Annotated in this window: 26 protein-coding genes; 6 read left to right on the top strand and 20 right to left on the bottom strand. The window is 66.3% G+C overall.

The genetic code is table 11. The annotated features are described in order from the left end of the window. Position 1 precedes the first annotated feature (1 nt). Genes L1080_RS04300 through L1080_RS04285 form a run of 4 tightly spaced genes read left to right on the top strand, consistent with a single transcriptional unit; the run spans position 2 to position 2,635 of the window. A complete protein-coding gene (locus tag L1080_RS04300; protein ID WP_250777505.1) occupies positions 2 to 175 on the top strand; it encodes a hypothetical protein in 174 nt (57 codons plus the stop codon). After that, positions 172 to 783, top strand: coding sequence for a hypothetical protein (locus L1080_RS04295; RefSeq protein WP_250777508.1), 612 nt, complete (start codon positions 172 to 174; stop codon positions 781 to 783). Before L1080_RS04300 ends, L1080_RS04295 begins: the two co-directional genes overlap by 4 nt. Beyond that, a complete protein-coding gene (locus tag L1080_RS04290) occupies positions 783 to 2,018 on the top strand; it encodes an SGNH/GDSL hydrolase family protein (protein WP_250777511.1) in 1,236 nt (411 codons plus the stop codon). Before L1080_RS04295 ends, L1080_RS04290 begins: the two co-directional genes overlap by 1 nt. Beyond that, positions 2,018 to 2,635 carry a hypothetical protein gene (locus tag L1080_RS04285; RefSeq protein ID WP_250777514.1) on the top strand — a complete coding sequence of 206 codons (618 nt, stop codon included), beginning with the start codon at positions 2,018 to 2,020 and terminating at the stop codon, positions 2,633 to 2,635. Before L1080_RS04290 ends, L1080_RS04285 begins: the two co-directional genes overlap by 1 nt. Here L1080_RS04285 and L1080_RS04280 read toward each other — a convergent pair. After that, positions 2,604 to 3,488, bottom strand: coding sequence for a hypothetical protein (locus L1080_RS04280; protein WP_250777530.1), 885 nt, complete (start codon positions 3,486 to 3,488; stop codon positions 2,604 to 2,606). The two genes, L1080_RS04285 and L1080_RS04280, sit on opposite strands and share 32 nt — an antisense overlap. Before the next feature lie 163 nt (positions 3,489 to 3,651). Here L1080_RS04280 and L1080_RS04275 point away from each other — a divergent pair, with 163 nt between their 5' ends. Then, positions 3,652 to 3,915 (top strand): cyclic-phosphate processing receiver domain-containing protein, encoded by a 264-nt coding sequence (locus L1080_RS04275; RefSeq protein WP_250777533.1) that lies wholly within the window; start codon positions 3,652 to 3,654, stop codon positions 3,913 to 3,915. A gap of 86 nt (positions 3,916 to 4,001) precedes the next feature. Here the strand turns inward: L1080_RS04275 and lpqV are convergent, their stop codons facing one another. Genes lpqV through L1080_RS04250 form a run of 5 tightly spaced genes read right to left on the bottom strand, consistent with a single transcriptional unit; the run spans position 4,002 to position 6,358 of the window. Then, the gene (lpqV, locus tag L1080_RS04270; RefSeq protein WP_250777535.1) at positions 4,002 to 4,442 is read right to left on the bottom strand and encodes a lipoprotein LpqV; all 441 of its coding nucleotides are present in this window, start codon (positions 4,440 to 4,442) and stop codon (positions 4,002 to 4,004) included. 29 nt (positions 4,443 to 4,471) lie between these two features. Next, positions 4,472 to 5,110: a DUF2637 domain-containing protein gene (locus L1080_RS04265; protein ID WP_250777538.1), complete on the bottom strand. Its 639-nt coding sequence runs from the start codon at positions 5,108 to 5,110 to the stop codon at positions 4,472 to 4,474. Beyond that, positions 5,107 to 5,319: a hypothetical protein gene (locus tag L1080_RS04260; protein ID WP_250777541.1), complete on the bottom strand. Its 213-nt coding sequence runs from the start codon at positions 5,317 to 5,319 to the stop codon at positions 5,107 to 5,109. Before L1080_RS04260 ends, L1080_RS04265 begins: the two co-directional genes overlap by 4 nt. Beyond that, the gene (locus L1080_RS04255) at positions 5,312 to 5,503 is read right to left on the bottom strand and encodes a hypothetical protein (protein ID WP_250777544.1); all 192 of its coding nucleotides are present in this window, start codon (positions 5,501 to 5,503) and stop codon (positions 5,312 to 5,314) included. Before L1080_RS04255 ends, L1080_RS04260 begins: the two co-directional genes overlap by 8 nt. Positions 5,504 to 5,518: 15 nt before the next feature. Further along, the gene (locus tag L1080_RS04250) at positions 5,519 to 6,358 is read right to left on the bottom strand and encodes a helix-turn-helix domain-containing protein (RefSeq protein WP_250777547.1); all 840 of its coding nucleotides are present in this window, start codon (positions 6,356 to 6,358) and stop codon (positions 5,519 to 5,521) included. A gap of 29 nt (positions 6,359 to 6,387) precedes the next feature. Here L1080_RS04250 and L1080_RS04245 point away from each other — a divergent pair, with 29 nt between their 5' ends. Further along, positions 6,388 to 7,236, top strand: a complete 849-nt coding sequence (locus L1080_RS04245) for an amino acid permease (RefSeq protein ID WP_459030360.1) — start codon at positions 6,388 to 6,390, stop codon at positions 7,234 to 7,236. On the opposite strand, the gene L1080_RS04240 is transcribed toward L1080_RS04245, so the two are convergent. The 14 genes from L1080_RS04240 to L1080_RS04175 form a co-directional block, all read right to left on the bottom strand. Further along, on the bottom strand, positions 7,208 to 8,848 hold the full coding sequence (locus L1080_RS04240; RefSeq protein WP_250776673.1) for a substrate-binding and VWA domain-containing protein: 1,641 nt from the start codon (positions 8,846 to 8,848) through the stop codon (positions 7,208 to 7,210). The two genes, L1080_RS04245 and L1080_RS04240, sit on opposite strands and share 29 nt — an antisense overlap. Positions 8,849 to 8,961: 113 nt before the next feature. Then, positions 8,962 to 10,200, bottom strand: coding sequence for a PucR family transcriptional regulator (locus tag L1080_RS04235; RefSeq protein WP_250776672.1), 1,239 nt, complete (start codon positions 10,198 to 10,200; stop codon positions 8,962 to 8,964). Positions 10,201 to 10,380: 180 nt separating this feature from the next. After that, positions 10,381 to 11,421: an NADP-dependent oxidoreductase gene (locus L1080_RS04230; protein ID WP_308202205.1), complete on the bottom strand. Its 1,041-nt coding sequence runs from the start codon at positions 11,419 to 11,421 to the stop codon at positions 10,381 to 10,383. Between the two features lie 52 nt (positions 11,422 to 11,473). After that, entirely contained in the window at positions 11,474 to 12,874 is a 1,401-nt protein-coding gene (locus L1080_RS04225) for an acyl-CoA synthetase (protein ID WP_250776671.1), read from the bottom strand. Positions 12,875 to 12,886: 12 nt separating this feature from the next. Beyond that, a complete protein-coding gene (locus L1080_RS04220; protein WP_159925404.1) occupies positions 12,887 to 13,546 on the bottom strand; it encodes a rhomboid family intramembrane serine protease in 660 nt (219 codons plus the stop codon). A 52-nt stretch (positions 13,547 to 13,598) separates the two neighbouring features. Next, a complete protein-coding gene (locus L1080_RS04215; RefSeq protein WP_250776670.1) occupies positions 13,599 to 14,576 on the bottom strand; it encodes a proline dehydrogenase family protein in 978 nt (325 codons plus the stop codon). Continuing rightward, positions 14,573 to 16,213 (bottom strand): L-glutamate gamma-semialdehyde dehydrogenase, encoded by a 1,641-nt coding sequence (gene pruA, locus L1080_RS04210; protein WP_159925402.1) that lies wholly within the window; start codon positions 16,211 to 16,213, stop codon positions 14,573 to 14,575. The genes L1080_RS04215 and pruA overlap by 4 nt, the downstream gene beginning before the upstream one ends. Positions 16,214 to 16,359: 146 nt before the next feature. Then, positions 16,360 to 16,773, bottom strand: a complete 414-nt coding sequence (locus tag L1080_RS04205) for a PPOX class F420-dependent oxidoreductase (RefSeq protein ID WP_250776669.1) — start codon at positions 16,771 to 16,773, stop codon at positions 16,360 to 16,362. Positions 16,774 to 16,814: 41 nt separating this feature from the next. Further along, positions 16,815 to 17,741 carry a hypothetical protein gene (locus tag L1080_RS04200; protein WP_250776668.1) on the bottom strand — a complete coding sequence of 309 codons (927 nt, stop codon included), beginning with the start codon at positions 17,739 to 17,741 and terminating at the stop codon, positions 16,815 to 16,817. 32 nt (positions 17,742 to 17,773) lie between these two features. Next, positions 17,774 to 18,874 (bottom strand): succinyldiaminopimelate transaminase, encoded by a 1,101-nt coding sequence (gene dapC / locus L1080_RS04195; RefSeq protein ID WP_250776667.1) that lies wholly within the window; start codon positions 18,872 to 18,874, stop codon positions 17,774 to 17,776. Between the two features lie 2 nt (positions 18,875 to 18,876). Beyond that, complete coding sequence (gene fdxA, locus L1080_RS04190; RefSeq protein WP_109331903.1) at positions 18,877 to 19,200, bottom strand: ferredoxin; 324 nt, start codon at positions 19,198 to 19,200, stop codon at positions 18,877 to 18,879. Positions 19,201 to 19,298: 98 nt separating this feature from the next. Further along, complete coding sequence (locus tag L1080_RS04185) at positions 19,299 to 20,066, bottom strand: hypothetical protein (RefSeq protein ID WP_159925398.1); 768 nt, start codon at positions 20,064 to 20,066, stop codon at positions 19,299 to 19,301. Continuing rightward, positions 20,063 to 22,636, bottom strand: coding sequence for a bifunctional FO biosynthesis protein CofGH (locus tag L1080_RS04180; protein ID WP_250776676.1), 2,574 nt, complete (start codon positions 22,634 to 22,636; stop codon positions 20,063 to 20,065). The genes L1080_RS04185 and L1080_RS04180 overlap by 4 nt, the downstream gene beginning before the upstream one ends. A 100-nt stretch (positions 22,637 to 22,736) precedes the next feature. After that, complete coding sequence (locus L1080_RS04175) at positions 22,737 to 22,922, bottom strand: hypothetical protein (protein ID WP_109331905.1); 186 nt, start codon at positions 22,920 to 22,922, stop codon at positions 22,737 to 22,739. Positions 22,923 to 22,985: the final 63 nt, after the last annotated feature.

The raw sequence follows: 22,985 nt of genomic DNA, 5'->3' as shown, positions 1-22,985 counted from the left end.
TATGGCCGAGTCAGTCAATTTCAGTTTCGCGGGGTTGCCCGGCGTCACGTTCATCGCGACACGCGGTGCAGACGGTACAGGCGAACAGTTCGTGACAATCGAAACGACCACCAATGGCGGCGCACCCGTCGAGACCGCGGGGTTCCTCGGTCCTGCCCAGGAGGAGACCCCGTGACCATCGTCAATTCCACCTTCATCTTGCCCACTGGTGCCGAGCTGTCGTCCGGCACGATCACCTACTCGATGCCCGATCTACGTCGCTCCGCTGGCGGGTCCGCAATCGTGACCCCGGACGACATCGACGTCGCCGTCGTCGATGGTGTGGCCGCCGCCGAGGACCTCGAGCCGGGCCCGTACGAGGTGCGGGTTGCGGCGGGCTGGTTCCTCAACACCTACCAGATCGTGGTCCCCGAAACGGGGCCGGCCGAACTGATGGATCTGATCGAGGAGTTCGTGACCTACGAACCTCAGGTTGTCGGTCAGGTGCAGCAGCTGGTGGCGCAGGCTCAGGGTTTGAGTACCGCGCAGGACGAGGCGGTCGCCGATCTCGTCGCACCGGGCACCGCAACGAAGACGGCCCTGGATGCCACTTATGCCCCGGCATTCGCGGACACCGGGATCACCTACAACCCCGATGATTCGGTCGCCACGGTGACGGAGAACGGGGTCACCACGTCGTACACCTACAACCCGGACGGCACGGTGGCGACGGATACCCGAGATGGCGTGACCCGCCAGTACACGTACACCGATGGAAACCTGACCGGAATCGAGGCCGTCTGATGGACCCCGTAACCCTCGGCATGGCGAAGGCCGACGCCCGCAAGCGTGCCCGCGACCAGCGTGCCCCCGGCAATATCGGTCAACGCATCTTCGGCGGCCGGATGGGAACGTACGACGGCAGTACCGCCACCACCTTCCAGGTGACGTGCGAACTGCAACAGCACTTCGACGCCATTCAGCTGATCTTCGCGAACCACAACGCGGCCTACAGCCTCAACGCGGTGCAGTGCAAGGCAGCCGCACTGCCGTCAGCTGCCGACCTGAACGGGAACTCGGCGGCCTGGGTGCCGGTCACCAAAATGGGCATGAACCGGATGATGCTGACCACCCCCCTGTCTGGCGACCGAATTGCGTACACGGTCTCCGACATGATCCCGCTCGCAAGCGTGCCCCGTTCGGATGCCGGAACCAATCCGATCGTCGTCATCCGCGCCTACATGACGAACAACTCCACGATCTCGGTCGTCGGAAACGGGACGGACAGCTTCACCAACTGGGCCACCCGCACGGACGGCCGCCTATGGGCGATGCGCGCACAGACCGGAGACCAGGTCACCACCCCCACCACGTGGACCTCCACCACGAACATCTCTCAGTCGCCGATCGTGGGCGTGCGCTATCTGGCGCGGGGCAAAGTCGTCAACGTGATGGCCGTGGGTGACTCGATCTCTGACGGTCGCGGCACCTACCTCGGGGAAGGCTTCGGTGGACTGGTAGCAGACCGCCTCTCCGAAGATGACATTGCCGTCGAGTACTCCAACTGCGGCTGGGCAGGGCAGTCAACGACCTCCTTCGCCAATCGTGCAATGGACATTTTGCAGTCCGACGTGAAGCCGGACGTTCTGATGTTCCCGTCCAACTCGCCGAACAACGAGACCAACTTCACGGCAGCGGGGATCGTCTCGGCCGCCGCCCATCGCAGTCGTGTCCTCGCCGAATGCGCCAGAGTCGGCACCGTCCCGGTCCTGTGGACACTCATTCCATGCAGTCCCGCAGTCCACGATTGGGGCGCAACCGACGCGCTGCGTGTAGCGGATAACGCCGCTGTACTCGCGCTCCGTCAGCGCGGCGTGCTGGTCGCTGACACCGCAACGGCACTGTCCGGTCCCGTGGTGGGCGGGCAGGTCGGACTGCCAGCCGAATACGCCCCGGACGGCATTCACCCCGGCGATCTGGGTTCTGCGATGATGGCCGACCTACTGGAACCGCTGGTTGCGAGAGGAGCTGGTCTCTGATGGTGCTGAAACGAGCAGACTTCCCGACCTACCTCAACTCCACCAGCGTGGAGATAAGCGGCGCAGGAACCTACTTCTGTGCCAGCGCGACCTCCCAGACGGTCACGCTGCCGAAGCGGGTTCCCACCGTCAGCCCGGAAGACATTGCGATCTACCGGATTGTGGCGCTGTCCTCCGCATCGCCCGTGACGATCACCCGAAGCTCCTCCGATGTGTTCAACCTCGGCGGGATCGCCACGGTCACGAGCTTCATCCTCAACCCCGGTGAATCCGTCGACATCATGAATAACGGACTCACCTGGGTCGCGATCTTCTCCTCGCCCCCACCCGCCGTATACCGGAAGGTGAAGTCGGTCAGCGGCACAACGCAGACCCTCGACAGGTCCGCGTCGATGTGGTCCTTCACAGGATCGGCGGCAACGGTGTGGACCCTGCCCGCCCTCGCCAATAACACAGGGCTCGAGTTCTCCATCAAGAACAAGGGCTCAGCCGATATCACCCTGCAACGCGCCGGCGCGGACAACCTCTACACCACGGCCGCGGTCACCTCGATCACGATCACCGCTGGAAACTCCGCTCGGGTCGTCAACGACGGAGCGCACTGGGTGGTCCTGTAACCAACTTGCCGACGCAGCCACGGGCGAAGGTGCCGAGGTCGATCGGGTTGAAATGTGACTGGTCGCCGTGCTCGCCCGTTGCGGCCGCCTGGGTAAGGCGCTTCGGGTCAGGGACGATGTTCGCGAGCCGGTCACCGTTCGCCGCCTTCGGAACCTGCGTATCCCCCGGTGAGGCAAGTACGTGGTAGTCGATATCCGGCAGCTTCGCAGCTCCAGTGATGGGGTTCGACGTGTCGGGTATCGACGCCCCGTAGGCCGCAGTGATCTGAGCGGCCTGGCCGGGAACGTTGCCCACCGAGTTCAGATCGACGACCGGCTGGAAGCCGTACCAGCACGGCGCCGAGACGGCACCGGCACCGAGCGCGTTCAACGACACGGCGGCACCCATCGATCCAGCGACGATCAGCTTCACCGGGGCGCCCGCTGTTTCCTCGGCCCACTTCTGGAGATTCGCCGCGGCGTTGACGGATTGAGGGTTACCCCACGAGACGAGGTTCAGGTCGCCGGACGCAACCGACCATCCCGCCTCACGCAGGGTGTTGAGCCACGGGCTGCCCATCCGGTCGTCGACGTTGCCGCCCTGGCCGTGGAAGTACAGTGCTACAGCCTTGGCGTCTCCGACCAGCGGTCGGTCCAGGCGAACCTGCTCGGTACCGAGCCAGGTCCGGACGGTGCCGTTCTCCTCGGTGACGGAAACAGGAGCCGGGGCCGCTGGCGTCGGGGTGTAGGTGGAAACGTAGTCCGACTCTTCCCGACTCGCATTCGCGGCAACCGCCCCGGCCGTGAAGACCGCAACTCCCACAACCGCTACCGCGCCGCTGACGGCCCACCAATTTCTCTTACGCAGCTTCATGAGCCCGCTTCTGTCTGTGAGGCTCGTCGCGTGAGTGCGGAGCCAGGCATTGACTAATCGACACACCGGTCGGTTCGTTACAAGATTCAACGAAGTTCATTCACGCGAATGACAGCAACCGATCTGCAACCAATCCGGTTGACGAGGACGAGAGGATTGTCGGATGAGGCTCTGGGTTGACGATCTCCGCACACCACCTGACGGGTGGGAGTGGGCGAAGACCAGCGCAGCGGCCATCGCCCGACTGGATGCCGGCGGAGTCGAACAGTTGTCGCTCGACCATGACCTCGGCGGCGATGACACCACTAGGCCGGTCGTCCTGTGGATGTGCGAACACGAGGTGTGGCCACGCGAGATCCGCGTCCACAGCGCCAACCCTGTCGGCGTCGAATGGCTCACCGGAATGATCGATCGCTACCGGCTGTAGCCCGCCCGTAATTGCTCACTATGCCCCGCTCGACGGCATGAAAAAGCCCCCACCCTCATCGCGAGGGTGGGGGCTTTCTCGTGCGTTCAGCACTCACCATTCGCGGCGGCCGTGATCGCCGCGACCAGAAGAGCTTGCTTGTCCGGCGCGGTGTCCTTCCAGGGAGTTCCGGTCGCGGTAGCATCCTCGACCTCGCTGGCATCGACCTGGAGCAGTGCAAGTTGCTTCTCCACGGTGGTCGCTCCGAACATCGCTGCACTCGCCGAAAATTCGTGGGCACTCCGGCATGCTTCGACGAACTCGGGAGAGCCCTTGTCCACGGGCACGTTTACCGCCGTTGTGACGCCTGCCTCGGTCACCTCGTAAATGTTCGCGGCGGGTACCTGCGCGATCGGCACACTGGCGGTCGTTGTCGTCGCGGCCGGGGTGCTGGTCGTAGGCTCCGCTGCGACGGACTCACTCGAGTCTCCACACGCGGCGAGGAGCAGGGCAGCCGGGACGGCGAGGGCGAGCATGGTTCGCTTCATGCGCTGATCAAACCACGCCCGCCCACCTGTCATGCCACCTGTTCGGCCTGGGCGATCCAGCGTCGCACCGTGTTCCCCGGCGCTCCCCCGATCCGGCGCCCGGCCTCGCGCTGCGACACCCCAGCTGCGACGAGTGCCAGCGCCTCGGCCTTTTGCGCCTCGGTGTACTTGCTCGGGCGCGGTGTCGGTGCGACGAGATGCAGCGGCTCAGGTTCCGGCGCAGCGGCGGGCGGCGGGGTCTCACTTGGTGGTGCGACGTCCTGGACGTCTGCGACGTCGGGCTGCGACTCCTCGATGACCTCGTCGTTTCGCATCTTCCGGGCGAGGTGCGACGCGAACGGGAGGCAGAGGGGCGGGACGACCGCGACGGCTGCGGCTGCGATGGGTGGCAGCGGCCCGGCGGGGAACATCGCATTCGCGACGGCGGCGACGACCGAGACTGCGGTACCCGCGACGAGTAGCGACCATGCGTACCATCGCGACGCCGCGAGGCTGAGCACGCCACGCGCTGCCATCACCGCGAGCCCGTCGACGATCAGCGGCCAGCAGTGCGCCATGAGGTCGCCGTACCCGGCGCGCAGTGCGAGGTCGACCAGCTTCGAGTAGCTGAGTGCGAAGGCGAGGAACGCGATCATGTACGCGACGACAGCATCAGGGTTGCGCTTCATGCCTGGGCTCCGTTCCGTTCGCGCTCGGACTGCAGCGCGATCTCCAGTCGGGTGACGTTGGCGAGGGCCGCGGACGCGTTGAGGTTCTCCTCGTTGGCGCGCTCGTCGGCCGCTTCGAGGGCGTCGAGGAGTTGTACGACGACGGGGTCGCCGTAGTGGTCGGCGTTCTGTCGGAGCCAGGCGCGATGCTCGGGGGTCAGGTCAGGCATGGCGTGCTTCCTTTCGGGCGGTGTCCGTAGCTCTGATGTATTCGCGGTGCTCCCATGCCCCGGCGGACGTGAACGTGCCGTTCTCGATGAGGTGGTCGATCAGTCCGTCGACAGCGGCGTAGGCGGCTGTGCCTACAGGAAACTGGCGGCGGTACTCGAGCGCGTTCTGCAGATGGTCAGACATCATCGGTCTCCGATCTCAGGCGGCAAGGTGGGCGGCGGGCGAACGTCGGCACGGGCACTTGATGGCCCCACCGGATGCGTCATACCCACGCCAGCCGTATTCGTCGCACTCGTCGCACTTGGCGCCGATTGTGGGGCGAGGAGTGGGCAGCGCCCGCCAGAAGTTGAGCAGGCCACCCGCATGACGGGTCGGGTTTCCGGGGGTGTGCATCTTGAGTGCGTGAGAGGCGAGGGCCTCGACGCCGTGGATCTCGAGCAGCTGGGCGATCGCGTCGGCCTTCTCGGCGCTGAGCGTGTCCCAGGAGGCGGGTAGGCCCTTTGCCTGGCAAGCCGCGGCGAGTCTGTTCAGCTCGTCGGAGAATTTGGGAACCACCACCACCGGGGGAACCTTGGCCGTGCTCGCGGCGGGTGTCCTGGGGGTGGTGCGGTGGTGGTTGGTTTCAGTCCTTGGTAGGACATTTCTTTGTGTAAGGCCTGGATTTCCGGGGGTCGGGTTACCGGACGTCGGTTTTTCAGGCCTCGGTGCGACAGGGTCCTGCGGATCGGTTTCGTCGAGGTCGATCGGCAGTTCGTAGACGGTCGAGATCGTCGACCAGTGACCGGTCTGCGGGTCCTGGATCTTCTCGTAGACGATGTAGCCCGCGTCCTTGAGTTCGCGCAGCGCGGTACGGATGGCGTCGCGGCCTTCCTTCGCGGCCCGGGCGAGCGACTCGGCGGAGGTGCGCCAGTCGGCGGGCTTCGAGAGGATGAAGGCGAGGACGCCGCGGGCGCGGAAGCTCAGGCGCTCGTCGCCCAGGGCGGCATTGTCGAGGATGGTGAAGTGGTCGGCCTTGCGGGGACCTCGGCGGACGCTCATAGCGCCTGACCTGCGAATAACGTATACTGGTGCAACGTTCGACTCCTCTTCAGTCGGACTGCAGACCCGCCGCGATGCCGGTCGCTGCGGGTCGTTTTTTGTTTCACCAAGTCCTACGGAAACCCAAAGGTATCGAGATCGTCACCATCGCCGCCGCCGAGTCCGAGAACCCCGAACGGTCGATCGCCGTCGCGGTGCGCAGCGTCGTCTGGCGTATCAGCGTCTTCTACATCGGCTCGATCTCGATCATGGTGCTCGTCCTCCCGTGGGACTCGTCCGATCTGAAGAGCGGACCCTTCGTGGCCGTGTTGAATCAGGCGCACCTTCCCTACGTGGCCGGATTCATGGAACTGGTCGTGGTGATCGCGTTGCTCTCGGCGTTCAACGCCAATATCTACGGCACCTCCCGGATGGCGTACTCGTTGTCCCGCCGCGGCGACGGTCCGGCGTTCATGGCCCGGATCTCCCACTCGGGGGTGCCGCTCAACGCGGTGTTGCTGTCCGTGTTCTTCGGTTTCGTCAGCGTTCTTCTCAATTGGTGGCTGCCCGACGACCTGCTCGGGTTGCTTCTCAATGCCGTCGGTTCGGCGCTTCTGGTGATCTGGATCTTCATCGTCGTCTCCCACTTGAGATTGCGGCCGCGTCTCGAACGTGCGGGCAAGCTGACGGTGCGGATGTGGCTGTTCCCCTGGCTGAGCTACGCCACGCTTGCGCTTCTCGGCGGGTTCGTCGTGCTCATGCTCTTCGACACCGACGCCCGCACCCAGCTGTTCTCGACGTGCGTGCTGTTCCTCGCAATCACCGCACTCGCCTTCCTGAACGCGCGATACCGCAGGAAGGCCGTTCCCGCTACCGACCCCGGGCAGCGAGCGCGTTGACGAACACGTTGGAAATATCCGCCGGATCCTTCGCGACGTAGCTCGACCCACCCGTCACCCGCGAGATCTCGGCGAGGGTAGCCGCGTCGGCGTCGTCGGTGATACCGATCGTCACGATGATGACGGGACGCGCCGGGTCCTGCTCCCGCTCGAGGATCCTCAGCAGCTGCTCCTTGGTGATGGAGTCCGGGTCCTCGTTGGCACCATCCGTCAGGATGATCACACTGTTGACGGCGCGTGGGTCGTACGATTCCTGCACGGTCCTGAAAGCGGCCAGCGCCGTGTCGTACAGCCCCGTTGCGCCGCCGACGAGACCGTCCACCTTCTCCGCTTGCTGGGCCATGATCTGCCGTTGCGTGAGGCCGTCGACCACCGTGTCGTAGCGCCGGATCGGCACCATCTCCCGGTAGTCCTGCGGTCCCCCGCCGAGCCCCTGCGAGAAGGCCCACAATCCCGCCGACACGCTGTCCGGGAACATGGCGTTCCCGGCGAGCGCGGCGTCCACCGTGAGGTCCATCCGAGATCGGTTTCCTGCCGGCGTCTCCATCGACCCCGACACATCGATGGCGACGAGGGTGCGGATGGGCAACGCCATCAACGCCCATGCACCGAGTGCCTCCTGCAACACCGTCTCGTCCACCGGGCCCAGCTCGGGGACCTCACCGATCCCGCGCCCGTCAGGCAATGGGCTGCCATCCGGGCCACGAAAACCACTGTTCTGCAGCACGGTTCGAGCGGAGTCACTCCCGAGAACTCCCGCGACGGCGCGCGCAACCTGGGTGGCCTTGTAGTGGCGGTCCGGTGCCGGCGACGTGACGACCAGCGGATAATTCACGAAGGTGCTGCCCGTCGCAGGCACCGTCGCAGCGAGCGCCTGACCGGTATCGGCGTTGTAGTTCACTACGGCCTGTTCGGTGGCGACGGCGACGCCGCCGTTGTCGGCTACCCCGCGCAGCATCTCTTCGCCGATGGGTTCGTCTGCGGTGCGCGCACTCTCCTCCTGCGCGAGGGGCACCAGGGCGGCCCGCACGGTGCCCGCGGACACTGGGTCCGATCGGCCTTCCGCGAGGGCTGCGTCGATCGGCCCCTGTGCGACGCCGGTGACGAGCGGATTACCGAGCTGCAATTCTTTCAACTGCAGCGCAGCAAGCCAGGTCTCGGCCGCCGGCGCCTCACCTTCGCGGGACACCAGGACGATGGGCGAAGACGCGACCGACCCCGTCATCACTTCCACCGGACCCGCAGCGGTGAGTGCCGCTTTCCCTACCCACGCCCCGGTGTCGGGGATCCACAAGTCGGGGGCGTCGGCGCCCTTGCCCAACCGTCCGGCTATGTCACCCGAGGTGGCAGCGCTGACGGCGATGGTGGCGCAACCGGTGTCGGTGTCCTTCGCTGCGCTCAGAATGTCGGTGACCGCCGGCGCGATACTCGGGTCCGCCGCAAGGGTGTAATCGACCAGGTGGTCGCAGCCACCGGTCCAGGAACGCACCGCTTGCACGATGACGACGACGGACACCACCAGACCGATGACCACGGCGGCACAAACGACGTAGAACCCGAGGGAACGGCCGCCGCGCTCGTCGCGCGTACTCGAATGACGACCTCCGGCCATGGCCTGCCTCCCTGACTTTTCGGTCACGATCTGCCGAAGCTTCTACGCTTTGCTGCACTGCAGGTTCGATACCGACGCTCGTGGTCAGGCGATCGTATCGGCCGACCCGGGGGTCAGCCTTCGCGTTGGGCCACCTCGAGTTTCCGGGCCACCAACGCGGCCTGTATCTGACGCAAGCCGGAAGGTCGCGTCGGGTCGCACCCGGTCAGCTGCGCAATTCGCTTCAACCGATAGTCCACCGTATTGGTGTGCAGGTGCATCTTCTTCGCGGTGCGCTGACGGTTCAAGTCGTGGCTGATGTGCACTTCCAGGGTTTCGACCAGCTCCGGTGAGTTCTGCAACGGATCGAGAAGGCGTGCGAGATGGGTGCGGCCCGGACCGGGACGGGTGAGCTGATACTCGAGTGCCAGATCATTCATCTCGTATAGACCTGGAGCCAACGACAGCTGATGTGCGAGGTCGAGAAGTTCGTGTACCTGCTCGGCCGCCGTCGGGATGTCCGCCGTACGGACCCGGCTCACCGTCGCGGTCAGGGGTACTTCCGCGGCCGCGCCGACGCGGTCGAGCAGCGACACGATCCACGCCCGTTCCGGCGAGCCGGGAAGCAGAATGGTGCCGCCATCGGGACTCAGCGAGCACAGGGCTGCCCCGCCGGAGGCCTCGGCAAGTTCGATCTGCAGTCGCCGTAACTTCTGCCGCGCCACCACCGCCTTCCGCCGGTGCGCGATCGCCTCTGCCGGATGCGGCGGTACGGCAAGGCCCATGACGACGTAATTCTCCGCAGGCTCCACCCCGGCGTGCCGGGCGGCCGACGCCGCCTTCCGACCGCTGAGGAGGGCCGTGACGAGGTTGACGGCGGCGCCGTCGCGCTCACTGTTGACCGCCTCGAGTTCGTTGACGTAGCTGGTTGTGGCCGCGACCGTCACGCACTCGAGAAGCGCGAACATCACCTTCTGGATGACCAGAAGGCCCGGCAGGTCCTCTTCGCGGGCGTTGGCCGCCGCAAGGTCGCCGGCCTTGGTGATTCCCTCGTGGAGGATGCGCAGAACCAGCGTCAAGGGGAAGCCCTCGCGGGCCCACCGAGCCGAGGCGTCCCTCACTTCGGCGAGATCTTCTTCGGTGGGCGAAGTTCCCCCATCGAGCATCTGGATGCCGAGGCGCAGGCACACGACCGTGAAATCGGTGACGTCGCTCTGGAGTTGCTCACCGGGCAGAGAACCGCACGGCGTCACGTTGTCCGCGAAATGCCGTACGAGTTTTCGGGCGACTGCGTGCGTGTCGCGTAAGGGGGCAGAAGCCGGCCTACCGTCGACGAGAATCTGCAAACCCGCCCCCGCACTGTGATCTGTCATAGATCTCATCACTCCAATATGTGGATGACACCGAACTCGCGCACCATCGACATCACGTGCACATAACGAGGGTTCGCTTCTATAACTGTTTTATCACGACAACGCTCTGTGCAGGGGGAATACGGCGATGTGCGGACCACAAGTCGGTCGGGAGCAGACCCGGCACCGGCCGGGCGGACCTCAGTCCTCCTCGGCGACCCGGACCACCAGCTTGCCGAAATTTCTTCCTTCGAGAAGGCCGATGAATGCTGACGGAGCGTTCTCGATGCCCTCGACGAAGTCTTCCCGGTAGGCGAAGCGTCCCTCCGCTATCCACGCCGCAACGTCCCGCTGGAAATCGGCGAACATCTCCGGCACGAACTCGCTCTGAATGAAACCGCGGATGGTGAGACTCTTCACCAGGACACGAGTGAAGAAGCCGGGCAACCGATCGGGCCCCTCGGGAGCCGCCGTGTCGTTGTACTGGGCGATCAAACCGCACACGGGAACGCGAGCATAGAGGTTGAGCAGCGGGAGCACCGCGGCGGCGACAGCGCCGCCCACGTTCTCGAAGTAGACGTCGATACCGTCCGGCACCGCGGCTCGGAGTTGTTCGGCGAAATCAGGAGCCCGATGGTCGACCACGGCATCGAAACCCAGCTTCTCCAACACATAGGCACATTTCTCGGGACCGCCGGCGATCCCGACTGCCCTGGCGCCCTTCACTTTCGCAATCTGGCCGACCGCGGAACCGACCGGTCCGCTCGCCGCCGCGACGACGACGGTCTCGCCTGCCTTCGGTTGCCCGATCTTCAGTAGTCCGGAGTAGGCAGTGAATCCGGGCATTCCGAGAACGCCGACCGCGGTCGACAGCGGCGCCGCGGCGGGGTCGAGCCTGCGCAGGTGGCGACCGTCGACCACCGCGTGCGACTGCCACCCCGCGTAGGCGAGGACATAGTCACCGGCAGAAAATTGAGGATGGCGCGATTCGACCACCTGGCCGACAGTGCCACCCACCATCACCTCGTCGATCTCGACCGGATCGGCATACGATTCGGCGGTACTCATTCGCCCCCGCATGTACGGGTCGAGCGAGAGGTAGATGACGCGTATCAGCACCTGCCCCTCGGAAAGTTCGGGCAAACTGACCACCTCGAGACGGAAGTTGTCCGTCGTGGGCGCGCCGTCCGGCCGGGACGCCAGGACGATCCGGGTGCTCTGAACAATGCTGTCGACACTCACTGTGCGCCTGCCCATCCGTAGTGGTCCGGTTCCGAACGCCACACTACCGACGTCAGAAGAGTTGGTTCTTCTGCACCTTTCCCATGGCGTTGCGGGGCAGGGAGTCGACCACCCTGATTTCGCGGGGTCGCTTGTGCACCGACAGTTCGGCGGCGACGTGGTCGATCAACTCGGACTCCGAGACGTTCTCCCCCACCACGAAGGCGACCAGTCGCTGGCCGAGGTCGGGATCGGGAACGCCGACCACCGCCGCTTCCCGCACACTCGGGTGACCGAGCAGCGAAGTCTCCACCTCGCCCGCCCCGACCCGGAAACCGCCCGACTTGATGAGGTCCGTGGATTCGCGTCCGACGATGCGATGAAACCCCCCTGGGTCGATGACGGCGACGTCGCCGGTCTTGAACCAACCGTCCTCGGTCCACGATTGGGCGGTCGCCTCCGGACGGCCCAGATATCCGTCGAACAGCATCGGACCCCGCACCTGCAGTCCGCCTATCGATTTCCCATCGCGGGGAACGTCACCGCCGCGTTCGTCCCGCAGCCGGGTCTCGACACCGCGAAGGGGAACGCCGACCCAGCCGGGGCGACGCTCCCCGTCCGCCCGCGTACTGAGGGTCAGCATCGTCTCGCTCATCCCGTAGCGCTCGATCAGTGCGAGGCCGGTCAGCTCGCGGATCTTGTCGAACACGGGCACCGGAAGAGGCGCACTGCCCGACACCAGCAACCGCGCACTCGACAGCGCACGAGCCGACTCGGGGTCGTCGGCGATGCGGCTCCACACCGTCGGAACGCCGAAGTACATCGTTCCGCGGGCGGCGGCGTACGCCTTGGGGACCGGTTTGACGGTGTGCACGAGCGGGCCGCCGAACCGTAGCGGTCCGAGCACCCCGAGAATCAGCCCGTGGATGTGGAAGAGCGGGAGTCCGTGCACCACGGTGTCGGCGCCGGTCCACTCCCATGCCTCGGCGAGCGCGTCGAGTCCGGCCGCAATCGCCTTCCGGCTGAGGAGTACGCCCTTCGGCGGTCCCGTCGTCCCGGAGGTGTAGAGGATGAATGCGGTGGCCGTGTCGGGCGGCTCGGGGTAGCTGTGCCAGGAGCGGGCGTGAAGCCGGACCGGGATGACGGGCAGCCCCGCGGCGTTCTGCGGAGCCTCGCCGAGCCACGCCTGGGCCCCTGAGTCACGCAGGATGTGTTCGAGCTCCGCGCGACCCGAATCGGGTGGAACGGGCACGGCGGCGACGCCGGCGATGAGACAACCCACCACCGCGAGCACAGTCGTCACGCTGGGGGTGGCGAGGATCGCGACCCGGTCTGCGCGCGAGACCCGTTCCGCCACGGAGGTCGCTGCGCCGAGCACATCACTGCGCGACAGTGTGGAATCGCCGATCCGGACGGCGTCAGGAATGTCGTCGCCGCGGGCGACGGCCACAGGATTCAGGGATCGCAGAAGCACAGGGACAGCTTCTCACAGGGGGCGGGCGGCGCCGGCCGGGTCTCCCACGGGCGGACTGACGGTCGCCAGGGCGGCGCCCAGCAATGCCCCGGTGAGCACCGCGAGTCCGTGAGCGTCGCCTACCGCGACGAGCAGAACACCCGCCAGCACCACCCCGGCACTGAGGGCGAGGGATCGCCATTCCTTCGACTGCATGACCACCAGCCCGGCGATGGAGGCCACGAGTGTGAGGGTGGCTCCCGAGTTGCCGGCGCCGGAGGAAGGAAAGAGAAAAGCGGTGAACAATCCGAAGATGACTTGACCGGCCACGAACAGCAGGACCGTCCGGGCGCTCCCCCACACCTTCACCGCCAGCGGCGCCACCCACGCGAGAACCGCCAGATTCAGCAGCGTGCCGGCGATCCCGCCGTCCTGAACCGCGACGGAGGTGACGATGCGCCACCACTGGTCGTCCCTGATCCGGTCGGGCTCCCGATCGAACGCATCGAGAATCGCCGGAAACACGAACTGCAGCAGCGACGGAACTGCGACCACCGACCACAGCACGACGGCGGTCCGGGGCGGGTGAGCCGGCAGTCGGTAGCCGACGAGAACCTGCCCGAGCAGCGCAGACAGCACGAGGACCACCGCGAAGAGGACCGCACCGGTCCATCCTTCGACTGAAGTGGTCACCGCGAAACTCTACAACGGCGCAGGCCCGGCCCCGTGTCCGTGGCACACCATGTCAGTGCCTGCTGACCACCGACCGGAGGAAGAATCGCAAGTTCGAGGGACGCTCCGCGAGGCGGCGCATGAAGTAGGCATACCACTGAGTTCCGTACGGTACGTACACCCGAACCTGCTTGCCCTCACCCGCGAGCCTGCGTTGTTCGAGGTCTCGGATGCCGAACAACATCTGGTGCTCGTATTCTGAGGATGCGCGCCCTGATTTCGTCACAAGTGGCCCGACTGCAGCGATGACTGCCGGATCGTGCGACGCCACCATCGGGTAACCCGATCCGTCGATCAGAACCTCGAGGCACCGTAGATACGACGCGTCGACCGCAGCACGGTCTTTGAACGCCACCGACTCCGGCTCCTGATAGGCACCCTTGCAGAGACGAACCCGGGAGCCGGCACCCGCCAGTTCGCGGCAGTCCTGTTCGGTACGCCGCAGATACGACTGCAGCACGGCCCCCAGCCAGGGGTAGTCCCGCCGGAGTTCGCGCACGATCGAGAGAGTCGAATCGGTGGTGGTGTGATCCTCGGCGTCCACGGTGACCCAGACACCGGAGGCCTCCGCGGCCGCGCAGATAGTGCGGGCGTTCTCGGTGGCCACTTCGGTTCCACGGTCCGGGAGCGCCAGCCCGAGCGCCGACAACTTCATCGACACTTCGAGCCGGCGCACGCCCGACCCGCCGGGCGCCGCCTCGGGTAACGCTCCGAGGGCGGCGACGAGTTGCAGATACTCGTCGACCGTTGCCCGCGCTCCCTCCTCGTCACGGGTGTCCTCACCGAGGAAATCGATGGAGACGGAGCGACCCGAGTCGAGGAGGTCGCGGACCGTGCGCAGAACCGAGTTCCGGTCGTCGCCGGCGATGAATCGATCGACGAGCTTGCGGGTGACCGGTGTGCCCGTGACCGCCCGTTTCACCCGGGACGAACGCGAGGCCGCGAGGATCGCCGGCCGAAGCGGATTCGCGAGGGACGCGGGCGCTTTCATTCCGACCCCATGTGTGGGTAGCGATAGTCGGTGGCGGGCGAGAACGTCTCCTTGATCGTGCGCGCCGACACCCACCGCAGAAGGTTCAGCTTGGAGCCGGCCTTGTCGTTGGTACCCGAGGCGCGGGCGCCACCGAAGGGTTGCTGTCCGACCACGGCTCCGGTCGGTTTGTCGTTGACGTAGAAGTTCCCCGCGGTGAACCGCAACGCGGAGGTGGCAGCTTCCACCGCACGGCGGTCGTCGGCGATCACGGCCCCTGTCAGCGCGTACGGGGCCGCCGTATCGACCGCGCCGAGGATGTCGGCGAAGGCACCGGGCGCCGAATCGTCGTAGACGTGCACGGTGAGGATCGGGCCGAAGTACTCGGTGGTCATCGCCTCGTCCACCGGGTCGTCGGCGAGCAGCACGGTCGGACGGACGAAGTACCCGACGCTGTCGTCGTACTTGCCGCCCACGGCGATCTCGACGCCGGTGGTGGCGCGTGCGCGCTCGATGGCCGCGACGTTCTTCTCGTACGCGCGGCGGTCGATGAGAGCGCCGCCGAAGTTCTCGAGATCGGTGACGTCACCGTAGGTGAGCGCGTCGACTTCCGCGGTGAAGGTGTCGCGCATCCTGTGCCACAAGGACTTCGGTACGTAGGCGCGGGACGCCGCCGAGCACTTCTGCCCCTGATATTCGAACGCTCCCCGGATCAACGCGGTGCGCAGTACGTCCTCGTCCGCCGAGGCGTGCGCAACCACGAAATCCTTGCCTCCGGTCTCGCCGACCAGCCGCGGATAACCGGCATAGTTGCCGATGTTCTCCCCGATCTGCCGCCACAGGTGCTGAAACGTCCGGGTCGACCCGGTGAAGTGGATCCCGGCGAGACGGGGATCGCTCAACGCCACCTCGGACACGGCCTGCCCACTGCCGGTCACCAGATTGATGACGCCCGGTGGCATTCCGGCGGCCTCGAGCAGCTTGATGGTCCAGTACGCCGCGACGGTCTGCGTCGACGACGGCTTCCACACCACCGTGTTACCCATCAGCGCCGGCGCGGTAGGCAGGTTTCCGGCGATGGCACTGAAGTTGAACGGGGTGATTGCGTAGACGAAACCCTCGAGCGGCCGGTATTCGAGCCGGTTCCACACACCCGGTGACGAGATCGGCTGATCGGCGAGTATCTGCCGGGCGAAATGAACGTTGAAACGCCAGAAGTCGATCAATTCACACGGTGCGTCGATTTCCGCTTGTTGCACCGACTTGGACTGGCCCAGCATCGTGGCCGCCGCCAGCGTCTCCCGCCACGGTCCCGACAGCAGGTCGGCGGCACGCAGGAGGACTGCTGCTCGGTCGTCGAAAGACAGCGCCCGCCATTCCGGCGCTGCTGCTGTGGCGGCGTCGATGGCCGCTGATGCGTCGTCGTGGGTCGCGTTGCGCAGCGTGCCGAGCACCGCGGAGTGCCTGTGTGGTTGCACGACGTCGACACGGTCACCGGCGCCGTGCCGATGCGTCCCGCCGATCACGTGCGGGATGTCGATGGGATTTGTCGCGATGTCGCCGAGTGCGGTCTTGATTCGTGCGCGTTCGGGACTGCCCGGCGCGTACGAGTGGACCGGCTCATTGGTGGGCACCGGAACCTGGGTGATGGCGTCCATGCTGCCTGCCTCCTGCCCTCAGATCGTGAGGAACTGTGACCGGGAACGAACTGTGACGGGAACTTTTCGGACGGGACACCCGACCGAGTTGGACCCTGTGCCCAGGTTAGCGCCGGAGAGGGGGAGCCATCCGGTTTTGGCCGCGACTACACGTCGCGGGCGTTCGAGACCATCTGATGCACGTCCTGGTCGGCGGCGCCGAGACCGAAACTGATGATGCGACGCGGATGGATACGAATCGTCGGGCCACCGAGGCCCTGCGTCTGCGCAGCGTCCGCGTCGATCGCCTCCCCCCGGCCGCGGATCTCGACGCACCGCACCCGCCACGGATCGACGGAAGGAACATCATCTACCACGAAGGCCACCCGCCCGTTGTCGGCGACGTTGCGGAACTTCCGGCTCGCCGCCATGCGATAGCCCTGAATGTCGATCGTCGACGTCGTGGGGTTGTAGTGGAAGCCGACAGGGCTGACCTGCAAAGTCCCGTCGGGCTGGACCGTCGCGATGCGTCCGAGGCGCTGAGTGGACAGGTACGCGAGTTCGTCGTCTGTGAAGGGCATGAACTCACGCTAAAACCTGAACCACGCTGGAGGTCAAGTGCTCACCGAAGATCCCGGACCGCCTGCTTCGCTTCGTCCACCCGCTGTTCGGCCCGGTCGAGTTCCCGTTCCGTCCGACGCACGCTCTCCGCCGACGCCTTCTCGGCGTTCCGGGTGAACTGCCGTTCCTGCTCAGCGTGTTCGAGTTCCGCGCGCAACTCCTCGATGCGCCGGTCGATCTCCGCCAGCGTCGAGCGCGCCTGTTCGAGTTCCGACCGCGCACTGCCCAGCGCGTCCCGGATCTCCTCCGCTTGGGACGTGGCCTCGGCGAGCTCCGTCTCGGCGGCCGCTCGCTCGGCGTCGCGCTTGCGCGCCTCCGACTTCGTGTCCTTCCGAGATGCCGACCTCGGCTTGGACTCGGTAGCCGACTTCGCGGACGAACCCGCGTCCGACGCGGGCGAGCTCCCCGATTTCTCGCTCTTCTTCGCCGGCTTCCCCGAGACGACACTCAGTCCGGCCGGACCGAAACCGCTGTAACTCGCAGCAGTCACCATCCGGCCGAGCCGAACCTGATCCGCCGTGTCGGAATCGGCGAGCGCCGCTGTGAGCGTCTGCCCCACCTCGCGTAAAGCGTCTTCACCGACCTGCCGCCCGCGCTCGGCCGCAATGTCCCCCGCCCGGCGCGCGAGGGCGCTCACTGCCTGCTGCCGTTGGGCGGACAGTTTCCGAAGGTCCGGCCCCGACAGATGACGTTGAGCGTCCCGAAGCGCCTCCCCCAACTGCAAAAGCGCGCCCACCTCCTCCGGCAACTCGCGCGAGAGTAGGTTGACCAGCCACCCCACCGTCGTCGGTTTCCGCAGCTTCCCGATGGCAGTCGCCAGCGCACGATCCCCAGCCTCACGGGCCGCTTCCACCCGAGCACTGCGCGCCGCGACGAACTCGCCGGGGTCGAGGCCGTACAACTCGTCGGCGACATCGTCGAGGTTCACGGACACAATCCTGTCACCGCGAACCACCGCACTCAGCGCAACCGCTCGGCCGCCGCCTCGATCCGCTCGTCACTGGCCGTCAGGGCGATCCGCACATGCGTGCCGCCGCGGGGACCGTAGAACTCCCCCGGGGCGACGAGAATGCCGCGAGCGGCGAACCACTCGACGGTGTCGCGGCACGACTCACCGCGGGTGGCCCAGATGTAAAGCCCGGCCTCGGAATCGTCGACGGTGAACCCGGCACCCCGTACTGCGGCGAGGAGGATGTCGCGGCGACGACGATAGCGCTCGCGCTGCTCGTTCTCGTGCTCGTCGTCGGAGAGCGCGGCCGTCATCGCCGACTGGATGGGCAGTGGCACCATCATCCCAGCGTGCTTGCGCACCTCGAGGAGTTCGGCAACCAGCACGGGATCACCGGTGACGAATCCGGCGCGGTAGCTCGCAAGATTCGACGTCTTCGACAGGGAGTGCACGGCGAGCAAGCCGGTGAGATCGCCGTCGTTCACCCGCTCGTCGAGGATCGACAGCGCCTCACCCTCCCAGGTAAGTCCCAGGTAGCACTCGTCCGAGACGACGAGGGCGCCGCGCCGCCGCGCCCAGTCGACCACCTTGCGCAGATGTTCGAGGCCCAGCACCTTGCCGGTGGGGTTGGACGGCGAATTGACGAAGATGAGGGACGCAGCCTCCGGCCCCAACCGGTTGAGCCCGTCGGCGCGGATCACGCGGGCCCCCGCGAGAAGCGCCCCCACCTCGTACGTGGGGTACGCGAGTTCCGGAATGACCACCAGATCGTCGGACCCGAGCCCGAGGAGGCTGGGCAGCCAGGCGATCAGTTCCTTGGTACCGATGGCGGGGAGCACCGAGACCGGATCGATCCCCGCGATCCCGTACCGGCGTTTCAGCGACTCGACGGCAGCGACACGTAACTCCTCCGTGCCGTGCGTCGTCGGATATCCGGGGACAGCCGCGACCGCGGCCAGCGCCTCCTGGATGATCGGCGCAACGGGATCGACGGGCGTGCCCACCGACAGGTTGACGATGCCGCCCGGGTGCGCGAGTGCTTTCGCCTTGGCCGACTCGAGCGAGTCCCAGGGAAAGTCGGGAAGTGCCTTGGCTACCGAGATACGCGGCACATCTAGTCCTCGCCCATGGGCGGCAACGCCTTGATGAACGGTGGGTCGTAATCGACCTTGCCCAACTTCGCTGCGCCACCGGGGGATCCGAGGTCGTCGAAGAAATCGACGTTGGCGGCGATGTAGCCGTTCCACTGTTCCGGGACGTCGTCTTCATAGAAGATGGCTTCTACCGGGCAGACAGGTTCACAGGCACCGCAGTCCACACACTCGTCGGGATGGATGTAGAGCATCCGCCCGCCCTCGTAGATGCAGTCGACAGGGCACTCCTCGATACATGCCTTGTCCAACACATCTACGCACGGTTCAGCAATCGTGTAGGGCACTGCCGCTCTCCCTGCCTTTCTGACGCCACCAACGAGCTGCGGAAGACCCGCAGAAGACCCTATTATCCCCTGCCCGGACTCCCACTTTTCGCTGAGGGTTACCTGACCCGGCGCAGTCCCGGGGTGAGCGCCGCACGGGAGCTGATCCATTGCTCACCCTGCTTCGCCGCCCGCGCCAGCGCTCCCCGTTCACCGAGATACGCGGCCACCACACCGATCACCGGCACGTTGCCGAGCAGAGAGTAGGTGCTACCCGGCCCCGGCCGTTGATCGAGCTCGGTGGTGAGTGCACGCAGCGTGCGGGCCGTGCGCCACAAGACGCCTATCAGTGCGAACGGACGCCACGACGACTCCCCTGTGTCGGGGCGGGGCTCGTCACCGTCGGCAGACAGGGCGCGAGCGTCGGCCTCACGCCGGCACAGCACCGATGCCAGCAGCTCCACCTGCTCGGCCCGCTCGGTGACACCGTGCTCCCGCGCGACGGCGACGAGTACCAGAGCCTGGTTCGCGAACCCGAGCAGGTCTCGGATGGGCAATCGGTTCAGGAGAACGCCGAACATGCCCGGAAACGCGACCGCGATCGTGTTGAGTGCCCCGATGCGCGTCACCCACCACCGAGCGCGTTCGTCGTCGGTCGCCTTCTCCCACGACGCCGTTCCCGGGAACTGGATCGTGTCCAGCACCCAGGCGATGCCGTCGAGCAGGGCTTCTGCGGCGCTGCGCTCCTCCGGTGTCGGGACGAACGTCCGGCCCTTGATTCCGAACGGGTCCGTCAGTGCCAGATCGAGCACAGGGTTGATGCCGCGCGCGGCCCGATCCAGTATCGCGACGACCTTGTCGTCTCCGAGCCGATCCGTATCGCTCATGCTGCCGGTGACCTTCCTTCGCGTCGGGCGTGGGTGGTGGTGCGTTCGCGTGCCGGGCGGCCGATCCCCTCGGCGATGGCCCGTAGTTCGGCGACGGTCTTCTCCGAACCGTGCTCGGACCCGGCCATCCGGGAGATGGTTTCCTCCATCAGGGTGCCACCGAGATCGTTGGCACCGCCCTGCAACATCACCTGAGTACCCGTGACACCGAGCTTGACCCAACTGGTCTGAATGTTCGGGATCCGCCCGTGCAGCATGATCCGGGCCAGCGCGTGCACCGCGCGGTTGTCGCGGTTGGTCGGGCCAGGACGCGAGGCACCCGCGAGATACAGCGGCGCGCTCTGATGCACGAACGGCAACGGCACGAACTCGGTGAAACCACCGGTCCGGTCCTGGATTCCGGACAGCACCCGCAGATGCCCCACCCAGTGCTTCGGGTTGTCGACGTGGCCGTACATCATCGTCGAACTCGACCGCAGCCCCACCTCGTGCGCGGTGGTGACCACCTCGACCCAGGTGGCCGTGGGCAACTTCCCCTTCGTCAGCACCCAGCGGACCTCGTCGTCGAGGATCTCCGCGGCCGTGCCCGGGATGGTGTCCAGACCCGCCTCCCGCAATTCGGTGAGCCAGTCCCGGATGCTCTGCCCACCCTTGGCGGCACCGTTGACGATCTCCATCGGGGAGAACGCATGCACGTGCATCGACGGCACCCGCTTCTTCACCGCCCGCACCAGATCGGCGTACCCGGTGACCGGCAACTCCGGATCGATCCCCCCCTGCATGCAGACCTCCGTCGCCCCGGCGACGTGCGCCTCCCACGCCCGGTCCGCGACCTCCGACGTCGACAGGGTGAACGCATCCGCATCACCCTTGCGTTGCGCGAACGCGCAGAACCGGCAGCCGGTGTAGCAGATGTTGGTGAAGTTGATGTTCCGGTTCACCACATACGTGACCTCGTCGCCGACCGCCTCCTGGCGCAGGGCGTCGGCCAACGCCACCATCGCCTCGAGTCCCGGACCCTCGGCCGTGGCCAACGCCAGGTACTCGTCGTCGGTGCATCCGGCCGGATCGCGTTCGGCGCTGCGCAACGCCGCCAGCACATCGGTGTCCACCCGCACCGGGCCACTGAGTTCGAGGACCTGCTCGCGGACGGTCTCCCAGTCCCCGAACGCACTGCCCAGGTCGCTGCGGGTGTCGGTGTTGCGGCCGTCGGTATCGATTCCGGTGTGCAGATCCACCCGCCCGGTCGACTCCCACGACTCGTCCGGCTCCTGCCACGGCAACCCGACCGGGACAGTCTCCGGCCGCGCCAACCCCGTATCCGGGTCGGCGAGGGCCTGCACGTGCCCGAGGATCCGCGGATCGATCCACGGCGAGCCGGCGAGCACGAACTGTGGCTGCGCCGCCGTGCGTTCGGTGAGCACGAACCCGGCCTGCGCGGTGATCTCGGCCAGGGTGTCCAGATTCGGCCACGGCCGTTCGGGGTTCACATGGTCCGGGGTCAACGGCGACACCCCACCCCAGTCGTCGACACCGGCACCGAGCAACGCCGCACATTCGGTGTTCGAAACCAGGTTGGGCGGTGACTGGATCCGCATCCCCGGCCCGAGCAGCAACCGCGATACCGCAATCGACGCCAGAAATTCGTCGAGACCGGCATCGGGGACATCGCGCATCGCGGTATCCGGTTTGGCCAGGAAGTTCTGGATGATCACTTCCTGAATGTGCCCGAACGCCTTGTGCGATTTGCGGATCGCCATGATCGACTCGGCCCGCTCGCGCACGCTCTCGCCGATACCCACCAAAATCCCCGTCGTGAACGGCACGTTCAACCGCCCCGCGTCGGTGAGCGTGCGCAGCCGCACCGCCGGATCCTTGTCCGGGCTGCCGTAATGGCATTCACCCTTGTCGGTGAACAACCGGGTGGCCGTGGTCTCGAGCATCATCCCCATCGACGGCGCCACCGGCTTGAGGCGGGAGATCTCTTCCCAGTTCATCACCCCGGGATTCAGGTGCGGCAACAGCCCAGTCTCCTCGAGCACCCGGATCGACATCGCCCGCAGATAGTCGAGCGTCGAATCGTAACCGCGCTCGTCGAGCCACTGCTTGGCCTCGGGCCACCGATCCTCGGGACGATCACCCAACGTGAACAGGGCCTCCTTGCACCCCAGTTCAGCGCCCCGGCGGGCGATCTCGAGCACCTCGTCCGGCTCGAGATACGCACCCCGGCCCTCGGCCCGCAGCTTGCCCGGCACGGTCACGAACGTGCAGTAATGACACTTGTCGCGGCACAACCGCGTCAACGGAATGAACACCTTGCGTGAATACGTGACCGCCCCGGGTCTGCCCGCCGCCAGCAACCCCGCATCACGCACCTTCGCCGCCGACGCACACAGATCGACCAGATCATCACCACGCGCCTGCAACAGAACAGTGGCCTCGTCGACATTCAACGTCGCACCGTCCCGGGCACGCCGCAACACACGCCGCATAGCCGAGGCAGAAGGTGCCACTTCCTGCACCGATGCGCCAGTCGAGGTCGCCGCTCGAATACCCGGTATGGGAAGCATGGTGGGCCGGCCGGTCTCTTCACCTGAATGGGTCACCCAGCGATCATGCGCCACCCACTCGCGCACGTGCCACTCAGACTCCCCCGAGCGGCCCGTAACGCTATTCGCGCGGATAGTCTTCGTCGTCCGGGACGACTCGGCTCTGCTCCGCGGCATCCGCCTCGTTCACTTCCAAGGACGACACCCCTTCTACCTGGTCAGTGGGCTCGTCGTCGACGGCCAGTTCCTGCTCAAGACGGTCGGCCTCGGGAACCTCCGGAGAGTTGGCCGCATCGAATGACGTCATGTCTGCGCTCCTTTCGCTTCGGGGGTCCTCCCACGATAGGTCTGTTCTCGACAGAATGCCGGT

The sequence above is a fragment of the Rhodococcus sp. MSC1_016 genome (genome assembly GCF_023667485.2).
Lineage (GTDB): Bacteria > Actinomycetota > Actinomycetes > Mycobacteriales > Mycobacteriaceae > Rhodococcus_F > Rhodococcus_F oxybenzonivorans.
This window is presented reverse-complemented; position numbering and strand designations above follow the sequence as displayed.